Source organism: Lewinella sp. IMCC34183, assembly GCF_003390915.1.
Taxonomy (GTDB): Bacteria; Bacteroidota; Bacteroidia; order Chitinophagales; family Saprospiraceae; genus Neolewinella.
The window spans coordinates 1-9075 of sequence record NZ_QMEM01000019.1; the positions used below are offsets into that span (position 1 = coordinate 1).

General features: G+C 41.9%; 7 protein-coding genes. All 7 read right to left on the reverse strand.

The genetic code is table 11. From position 1 onward, the window contains the following. Positions 1–707 precede the first annotated feature (707 nt). Positions 708–1328, reverse strand: coding sequence for a hypothetical protein (locus DQG19_RS21055; protein WP_157974637.1), 621 nt, complete (start codon positions 1326–1328; stop codon positions 708–710). Between the two features lie 825 nt (positions 1329–2153). Further along, entirely contained in the window at positions 2154–3023 is an 870-nt protein-coding gene (locus tag DQG19_RS20500) for a sulfotransferase domain-containing protein (protein WP_116128434.1), read from the reverse strand. Positions 3024–3424: 401 nt separating this feature from the next. After that, the gene (locus DQG19_RS20505; protein ID WP_116128436.1) at positions 3425–4267 is read right to left on the reverse strand and encodes a peptidoglycan-binding domain-containing protein; all 843 of its coding nucleotides are present in this window, start codon (positions 4265–4267) and stop codon (positions 3425–3427) included. A 515-nt stretch (positions 4268–4782) separates the two neighbouring features. Further along, positions 4783–5193, reverse strand: a complete 411-nt coding sequence (locus DQG19_RS21060) for a hypothetical protein (RefSeq protein ID WP_157974638.1) — start codon at positions 5191–5193, stop codon at positions 4783–4785. A gap of 334 nt (positions 5194–5527) precedes the next feature. Beyond that, positions 5528–6064 (reverse strand): SMI1/KNR4 family protein, encoded by a 537-nt coding sequence (locus tag DQG19_RS20510; RefSeq protein WP_157974639.1) that lies wholly within the window; start codon positions 6062–6064, stop codon positions 5528–5530. A gap of 567 nt (positions 6065–6631) precedes the next feature. Beyond that, positions 6632–7555: an RtcB family protein gene (locus DQG19_RS20515; protein ID WP_116128440.1), complete on the reverse strand. Its 924-nt coding sequence runs from the start codon at positions 7553–7555 to the stop codon at positions 6632–6634. A 333-nt stretch (positions 7556–7888) separates the two neighbouring features. Continuing rightward, positions 7889–8701, reverse strand: coding sequence for a rhomboid family protein (locus tag DQG19_RS20520; RefSeq protein ID WP_116128442.1), 813 nt, complete (start codon positions 8699–8701; stop codon positions 7889–7891). Positions 8702–9075 lie beyond the last annotated feature (374 nt).

The window sequence follows — 9075 nt, forward strand, 5'->3', positions numbered from 1 at the left end:
GGTGGCCGGGCTTCAGCCCGCCACTTGTCGATTCGCTGCAGAATGGCGCAGTCCCGGCGATTACCGGTCAGACCTTAGCCCGGGTACGGAGATGCGCAACTAAGTTGGCATCAGGCCGCGGGCTAAACTGCCAATGGCCGCCAACGAGGGCGCCTACGCTATCCGGGATCATTCGAGCACCGACTGCAGACCTGGAACACAAAGCTAGCCTTTGCGCCGCCAGTGAACATGGGACAAAACCCGCAGCGCCAGCGGAGGCTTTTGGCCCATTGAGAACGGCGGCGCAATGGCCGCTACCGTCACCCCAGCGCTTGTCTTTAACCACGGATCCCCCGGATTGACGTAGGCGCCGTGTTGGCGGACGTGGCCGACCCACCACGCTCTCATCTGGCGGATTGCGCCTTCTGCGGAGCGAAGCGCAGGTGGCCGGGCTTCAGCCCGCCACTTGTCGATTCGCTGCAGAATGGCGCAGTCCCGGCGATTTCCGGTCAGACCTTAGCCCGGGCACGGAGATGCGCAACTGAGATGGCATCAGCCCGCGGGCTAAACTGCCAATGGCCGCCAACGATTGCCTACCCGACGGCCGCCAACTCTAGCCACCACATCGGGTGCCAACGTTCACCACGGCCGCTTCTAAAGCAATAATAGCACTCAAAAGCTCAACCGGCGGCTGTACGTGGTAGGCGGTGTTGTGTGCATTTTTTAAATTAGCTAACGACCGTCATAGACATGCTCTCAAAAATAATCCAGGAATTTGCTATGTACAGTATTTTGTAACTGCTCTTATTTGAATTGGCTGATTCGTAAATGCTAGGTTTCATACCTTGATCCACCAAGAGAGGGAAGATTTGTTCGACAACAGGGACAGACGTGGTGACGTACAAACCATAATCCATACTGCTTCTAAATATGAAGCTTTCGTAATCAGTGAAAATACTTTCTATGCTTATTTTATTATCAAACGATTTACTTGTTATTTGCATAACATTTCGAATCAACTCATCCGGATTTCTAGCTGGTGATGTGAAATATAGAGACTTCAATCCTGAATTATGTATTAGTAATCTTGGATCCTCTTCCAATATCTCTATATATGATGTGACACCTGGAATTAACGAGTAGTCCTGTATTTCAGTAAATTTTAATCCAAAGTCTTTTTGTTGTAGATCGCTATTAAGCGTAAACCGTACTAGAATTTTGCAAGATTTCTTTTTTTCACCTAATAAAAAATTTAAAATTTCTATTTTACCATAGTCTTCAAACTCGTCATCATCATATAAATTATATAAGGAGGGGTGTAACAGTTTTTGTTCTAAGTTAGATAGCATTGCCTTAAGATTTGGTTCTTGGTGTAAATATCTTAGCACTATGGATTGACAATCGGTTTATGTTAAGATTCTTTCCATCCAATTGAGAAATTGAGAACGTAGGATTGGAGCCCATCAGCTGATTTGTACTTACCTATAGTTTATCACTATCCCTTCACTAGGTTGACCGATTTTTATGCTACTGAGGATTTTGGTTGTCGATGTCTTTGTAACGTATGGCCTAATTGCACACAACGAGGGCGCCTACGCAATCCGGGATCATTCGAGCACCGGCCCCAGGCTTGGAACACAAAGCTAGCCTTTGCGCCGGCAGTGAACATGGGACAAAACCCGCAGCGTAGCGGAGGCTTTTGACCCATTGAGAACGGCGGCGCAAAGGCCACTACCGTCACCCCAGGGCTTGTCTTCGACCACGGAGCCCCCGGATTGACGTAGGCGCCGTGTTGGCGGACGTGGCCGATGCACCTCGCTTTCCTCTGGCGGATTGCGCCTTCTGCGGAGCGAAGCGCAGGTGGCTGGGCTTTAGCCCGGCCACTTGTCGATTCGCTGCAGAATGGCGCAGTCCCGGCGGTTACCGGTCAGACCTTAGCCCGGGTACGGAGATGCGCAACTAAATTCGCATCAGGCCGCGGGCTAAAGTGCCAATGGCCGCCAACGGGGGCGCCACCGCAGGCCGGCTACCACCAACCAGCTCACCGGATCTCGACTAACCTTAAGGTAGCTTATAAAGACTTGATCGACACCCAAAAGCTTCATCGCCGGCTTGACGATGGCGCAATGTTGGCCGACGTCTATACTTTAATTTGTGATATATGATCTAGTTATTTAAAAGTACCGTCCCAATACAGTTCCTTCAATCATGTACTCATTTGAAAGCTGTTCATATTTATCTGCCTGCTGATCGGTAAATGCCAGTTTCCCCTCTCCCACTTTGCCTTTTCGAATGAAATTATCGTAGGTCTTCCATTGTTCTGGTTGTTCTCCAAACTTTGATTCATAGGTTTTCATAAATTTTAGAGATGTTCTGTTTATAACTCTATTCAATTTTGCCTTGTCTAAAGTTACATTTATGAAATCTGCTATTTTTCTCACTACTTCCTCTTTATTGTTAACAATATCTTCATAATTCAAATAAAGGATTTTTAACCCGTTTGGATTTTTGATCCAGTAAACATTGTAATCGAACCATTCCTTCATCTTGCGATCTATAAGATTGTCCAATTCAGCTTTCGGATCGTTATAGCTTCTAACGTGGTGAAGGAGCGAAACCAATACGTCTGGAAGGTCTCGAACGATGAATATGAACTTCCCTTTTTCAACCTCTTTCAAAATTTCATACTCATCGTGCGATTTGATTATTCTCCGTTCATCTAAATCTGGCATCTTTTTATTGTAATAGGCTGCAAATCGAAACCATGGAGAAACGTCGTATATATGGTCAAAATTCATTGTCCCTAAAGTAGTCATCTGATATAAAATCATCTGCATTAGGGTTGTGCCCGATTTCGGATAAGTCACAACGTATATATCTGTATCTCTTTCGCCGTAGTCTTGCATGAGCTTTCTCATGCGTGCTTTGATGAGAGCTTCATGAATTTTACTCTGCGCCTTTTCCAATTCGCCGATATTCGAGATCAAATTGTCATCAAAATTAAAGTCAAGTTGATTAATTTTTTTAATCAAGCCGTAATCCATGGTGTATTAATTAAATTACTTTGAAGAAATGCTATTTGAGGCCGCAATTGAGCTTTAGAACTCAGTCCACCTAAATCCAACCTTCTACAAATTCCTAATTCATCTATAAGTTTAAGCCGTCAGAAGAGAAGAACTCGAAACAGAACGGTTCATTCCCGAATCATAATGATAGTACATAACATGGGTAACTAGGGCATTGCAATTAATCTGTATTAGCTAGAAGAGTGTGGATGGATTGTTGCGGGCTATGATGTCGGCCAACGGGTGCGCCAACGCAGGCCGGCTTCCACCGACCAACATCTGAATCTCGACGAACTTTTTAATTCGAGTTTAAGCCTTGATCGACGCCCAAAAGCACCACCGCCGGCTTGACGATGGCGCAATGTTGGGCGATGATTTCTTTATAAGCTGTTAATCATCACAGTAAGTGTTTTGGGTCCTACCAATCCATCTTGAATCAACCCATGTTGTTGTTGATAATTTTTGATGGCATTTACAGTAGTTGAAGTAAAGTCACCGTCTACTTCACCAACTAAATATTTTTTATCATCCAAAAACTCCTCAATAATTTTCCTTTCACTCAAGCTATAGCGAAAATGATAATCGATTTCCTTTTTATTTCTTATGGTAATATTTGCATATGAATAATTATTTTCTTGACCTAATCGACTATATCTACTTTGTATTTGAGGATATTCCTCGCGCAGCCAACGTTCTTGTTCAGCTTGAATTTTTGGATACTCCTCGCGTATCCAACGTTCTTGTTCAGCCTGAATCTTTGGGTACTCTTCACGCATCCAACGATCGTGCTCATCCTGAAGGTCATCGAGTGATTGCCAATTCTGATTCCCAAGCTGATTGTCATCATATTGGGTATTGAAATCTGCACCTGAATCATATGAAATGTTATCATCTTTCTGACTTTCTAGTCTGTAATAGCTATCAATATCATAATATCTAGTCGATTCGTAATTAGGTGTGGTACTATACGTTGAATAATTATAGTTCGGTAAATAGTTGTTATTATCCGGCTCTATGATTCCCGGTGTACCGGTATATGGATTGACATTTGGTTTTGTAGTGTAATTATCTCTATTCGTGTCGTTTCTATTCGTTCTGTAGTGACCTTGAACTACAGTACCATTTTTTTTTACATATGGTCTAACGTAGTGGTTATTTGGATTAACCTGACTATGGAGACATACGCAACTTAAAATAAAAATGATTGCAAATAAATATTTCATAACAGATTAATTGAGGTTAAAGTAATGTATGTATGCTCTGACAAATAGTAAGTTTATAGAGCGGTTCATAAATGCATGTAAGGCGTGCTTCTTCGCATCCTAGCAATATAATTATAAATTGCAGAATCATCTAATCCTCGATAAGATTTTATTTCGGGCCGCCTCTGATGGCGGTCGTTTCGCCCAACGGGTGCGCCGGCGCGCCCCGGCTTTCCGAACTGGCCCGCGGATCACGGATCGCTCTAAGCTAGGAATAAAATTGTCATCGAAGGCAGTCTGCTTACCTGCCGGGGTGATGCTGGCGCAATGTTGGCTGATGTCCTTTTTCTTTTGGAGCGATAGCGACCTGTTTCTACGCGGTAGCGGCAGCCGTACTGCGTGAAACTGTTTCTGTACAACAGCGGCTTCTGTATTGCGGGGGGGACTGCTACTACGCAGTTGCTCTATCGAGATACTTCGGGCTAGAAATTAAAAAATGGCCTTATCGAATAATAGTGTTTTTTCTCAAAACTATGTTACCTTGATAAATACGTTATCCTAGTCCAGTCTTCATGAGATTGAATAAACCACTCGAAGGTGTCTATTATTTCAGTTAACTGGCAGCCGTACTCAAATTCAGGTTTTTCAGATCTTGGCACTTTGCAATTGTAGACAAAATTGACAACAGAACGGTTTTGATCAATTTGAATTCTTAAAGTCTTAGTGAAATTCAACGCCATATCGCTTGGAAGGGAAATCAGTAGCGATCGATATGATGTACCAGCATAAATATATTTTGAATAACCTTTTTCTATTACATACCTAATCAATGACCTAATTGGTCTAAGCTTATATCCATTTTCAATCATTAAATCAAAAATTGAGAAAATTTTTTCCCAACTCCTTTCCAAGTCAGATTCGGATACTATATCTTCTGGTAATCTCATAAGGATACATCGCTTAATTATCCTGCTTATTATAGATATATAATGTAAGGTGCGGACTGTCAATGGTCATAAGGTTTCAAATATAAGCTTTGTAAACGACAACCATCTGCTTCAAGGAGTTTTATCATAATCCATTTTAATTTTACTCTTATACCCAATAATTAAGCTTTACGGCAAGTGCGGCAATGGATGTCAGCCAACGATTGCCTACCCGACGGCCGCCATAACCAGCAAACACTGCGGGTGCCGGCATTAATGATACGCGCTTCTAAAGCTATGATAGCACCCAAGAACTTAACCGGCGGCTGTACGTGGTAGGCGGTGTTGGGCGAATTTATTTCCATCCTGTTGAATTATGCATTTCAATAAAGTGATTTGCATAATCTGGATCTAATGATAGGATTTCCAAAAGGTTGTCAGCGTACCTAAACTTTCGATCTAAATTCTCAAACATGCTTACATACACTTTGTCATCTCCCTCCTCGCAATTTAATATTACGCAACCATAGTCATAGAATGAAGCAATAGCTAAATAACCATTATTCAAAATTGAGCTACGAAAAAAGCTGTCTAGATTGGACGCCACAATATCGTTTAACTTATTGTCTTCAGTTATCCTTTCGAATGATATAGCGTTATTGTGTGTATATATATTGATAAAGTATTTGTACTGCACGAACCATTTGTAATGTGTCGGTAGTTTGACTTTTAGCTGTTTCTCAACTCCATGTAGATAACTTTCTGTTATTTGGCTAGGAATAAGCTTCCATGCAGCAAAGCCATCACCATACGGATTCTCGATCAACTCGTTGTGCATCTCTCTAGGCACCATTTCATTGAGACTGATCAGGGTCAAAGGACGCTTTTTCATGTCTTCGTAGATTAGGTCTACTGCGTTGTAAATTTTTAATTTTGTAACCATTTATACCTTCTATTGAATTTATATCAGTCAAGAGATGATAAACACTCCATTTTGTAATTCAATCATAGATTCCATCTGACCATTCCATTTTATCTTATCAGAATCAACTGCAAATTTTACGGCTCTTTTTATTAAGGATGGTGTTATGGAGAAAAATTTTGATCCGTCTTGCGTATGGTCCTTTTCCTCGAGGTTAGTGACTAATGTAATATGACTATTTGGCTCGTCGACTAGTCCAATACCTACATGGGTTTGCATGCTTTGATAGTCTATCCGTACCGTCCAATAGTAGCGAATTGAATCTACGGTTATTTTTCGAATTCCTTTTTTGGGCAATGACATCTCTGTAGAGTATGGTGGTTGTTTCGCCCAACGGTTGCCTACCCGACGGCCGCCTTTACCAGTCAGCACAACTGGTATTCGAAATCTTTTGGACACTTTTAAAGCGATAATAGCACCAACAAACCTAACCGGCGGCTGTGCGTGGTAGGCGGTGTTCGGCGAATAATCTTTGTTTTAAATTTGACCTATATATGCTATAGGTCTAAATCTCTGTTCAACAGTGACCAAATCTGAAATTAAAGGCAAGCAATCGTCGAGACTTCGGTAACAGTAGGGTGCATCTGTTTTAATTGATTCGTTTTTGATTGGTTCAGGAATATATATTTTTCCTCGTAGCTCATCATAATCATAAGAAGATGACAGCTTTTTAGCTTCAGATCTTGACATGGTCCTCCCAGTCCCATGGCACATCGAATTGTAAACTTTGGCGACTTCTTCATTTCCTCTAATAGTTACTATATCTCCAACCATATTTGATGGGACAACTGTCAATTCACCCGGCGTTAGTTTTGCCGCTCCCTTTCTTATTATGACATAGTCATCTATAATTTCAAAATGATTATGGTTCTTGTCTAATATTACTTCTGTTTTTCCAAAATATTTCTCTACTGACTTTAATACTGCGGACCTGTTGTCACTTGCCCATTGACACACCGATTCAAACGTAACGTCGAATTCATCAGGTTTATCGATCAAATGGTCGACAAGTTGCGACTCATTCCTTGATCCAGTATGAATAAGAAAATACACACTGTCATCATTATAGTCGGCAATAGCATCCAAGAAATGGTTGCCTGAACCAAGATCTCCAAGCTTTCCTTTATTCTTTTTTAAGTCATTGTACACAGAGTCCCAAGCTCTTTTGTCAAAATCATTCATGGACAGTCTAGACTTTGCCAATAGCATTCCACAGCCACAATCAGAAACCGCAAATCTTCTCCAGTCATGCTGATAAGTCTTGACTACTGTGCCTGTAGGGAGCGGCGATTTGCCTGGACATGCATCTGGGAAAAATATAATCTCTTCAGCCTTTAGACCGTAAGGGATCCAGTTGTACAGTTCGTATAATGGTTCGGCTGAATAATTTTGAATCTTCATCAGTGCTAAAGTTTGGCTCTCTAAGGTGTGTCTTCTTCTTCTTCTTTTTTAGAGCTGTTTGTGTGTTTAGTTTCGCCGAACGATTGCGCCAACGCAGGCCGGCTTCACCGATTAGGTATCGGATGTGTAGGTTTCTTTCGTAGTCGGTAAAACATACTCGACACCCAAAACCACCACCGCCGGTTTGACGATGGCGCGGTGTTCGGCGCATAATTTTTTAAATATACTTAAACCACAATAACTTAGTCAGATCAGAAATACTGTTCCTTTTTAATTTCAGGATGCAGATATTAGCTCAATCGGGAATCTTTCAAGATGTTAACCTGAAGGCAATTATTCAGTGTCACTATACCTTTTGAGTAATTCTTTTTCCTTTTTCGTCAAGCTTTGAAATCCTTCAGCTTTTATTTTTTCCAAAATGTCGTCAACTCTCGAATCCTGACTTTTAGCAAGTTTTACCTTTGGCTTGCTAATGCCCCAATTATTTGTGAGTAGTATTTCCGGGCGCGTATAAATCATATATAAGAACCAGATTATAGGAATTATTAAAATGAGTAAAACCCACCAATTTGTATACACTGCTATAGGGTCAATAAATAGAGTTGCTGTGACTCCAGTAAGTATTCCACCGAGATGGGCTTCGTGCCCAATATTATCCGATTGGGATTTGATACCAACGATTGATATTGCTACTAATAAAAGTCCAAATATCCAACTTTTGATTCCAATGGGTAATATTACAAAGCCAATTTCGCTCAACGGGAACAACAATATTGATGCGGCGATAACACCACTTACCCCTCCTGATGCTCCAACTGCTGTATAATCTCCATGATTTCTATGTATTAAAAGCGAAAACAAGCTCCCTCCTAACATTGAAAAAAAATACGTCATAACAAAATTCACAATACCAAAAATAATCTCCAGACTATACGAAAACGAGAGCAACGCCCCCATGTTAAAGGCAAAATGAATCCAGTTCGCATGAACGAATCCAGATGATATAAGTCTATAATATTCTTTGTCAATTAAAATCCTGTCTACATCAAATTTATATTTCTCTTGGTAAGTTGAACGAGTTAAACCAGCGTATGTAACTAATCCTGTAATAATCAATATAACCGTTCCTGCTACTCCTTGATCCATGAATTTTAGTTACTGAGGTTTACGAGTTGATGATGAATTGCTCAAATCTACTTTGAGCAAACGACTTTTGACTGATCTAGTATTGTGTGGTGGTAGTTGCGCCGAACGAGGGCGCCTACGCAATCCGGGATCATTCGAGCACCGGCGCCAGGCTTGGAATACAAAGCTAGCCTTTGCGCCGCCAGTGAACATGGGACAAAACCCGGAGCGCAGCGCAGGCTTTTGGCCCATTGAGAACGGCGGGGCGATGGCCACTACCGTCACCCTAGTGCTTGTCTTTGACCACGGAGCCCCCGGATTGACGTAGGCGCCGTGTTGGCGGACGTGGCCGACGCACCCTGCTTTCCTCTGGCGGATTGCGCCTTCTGCGGAGC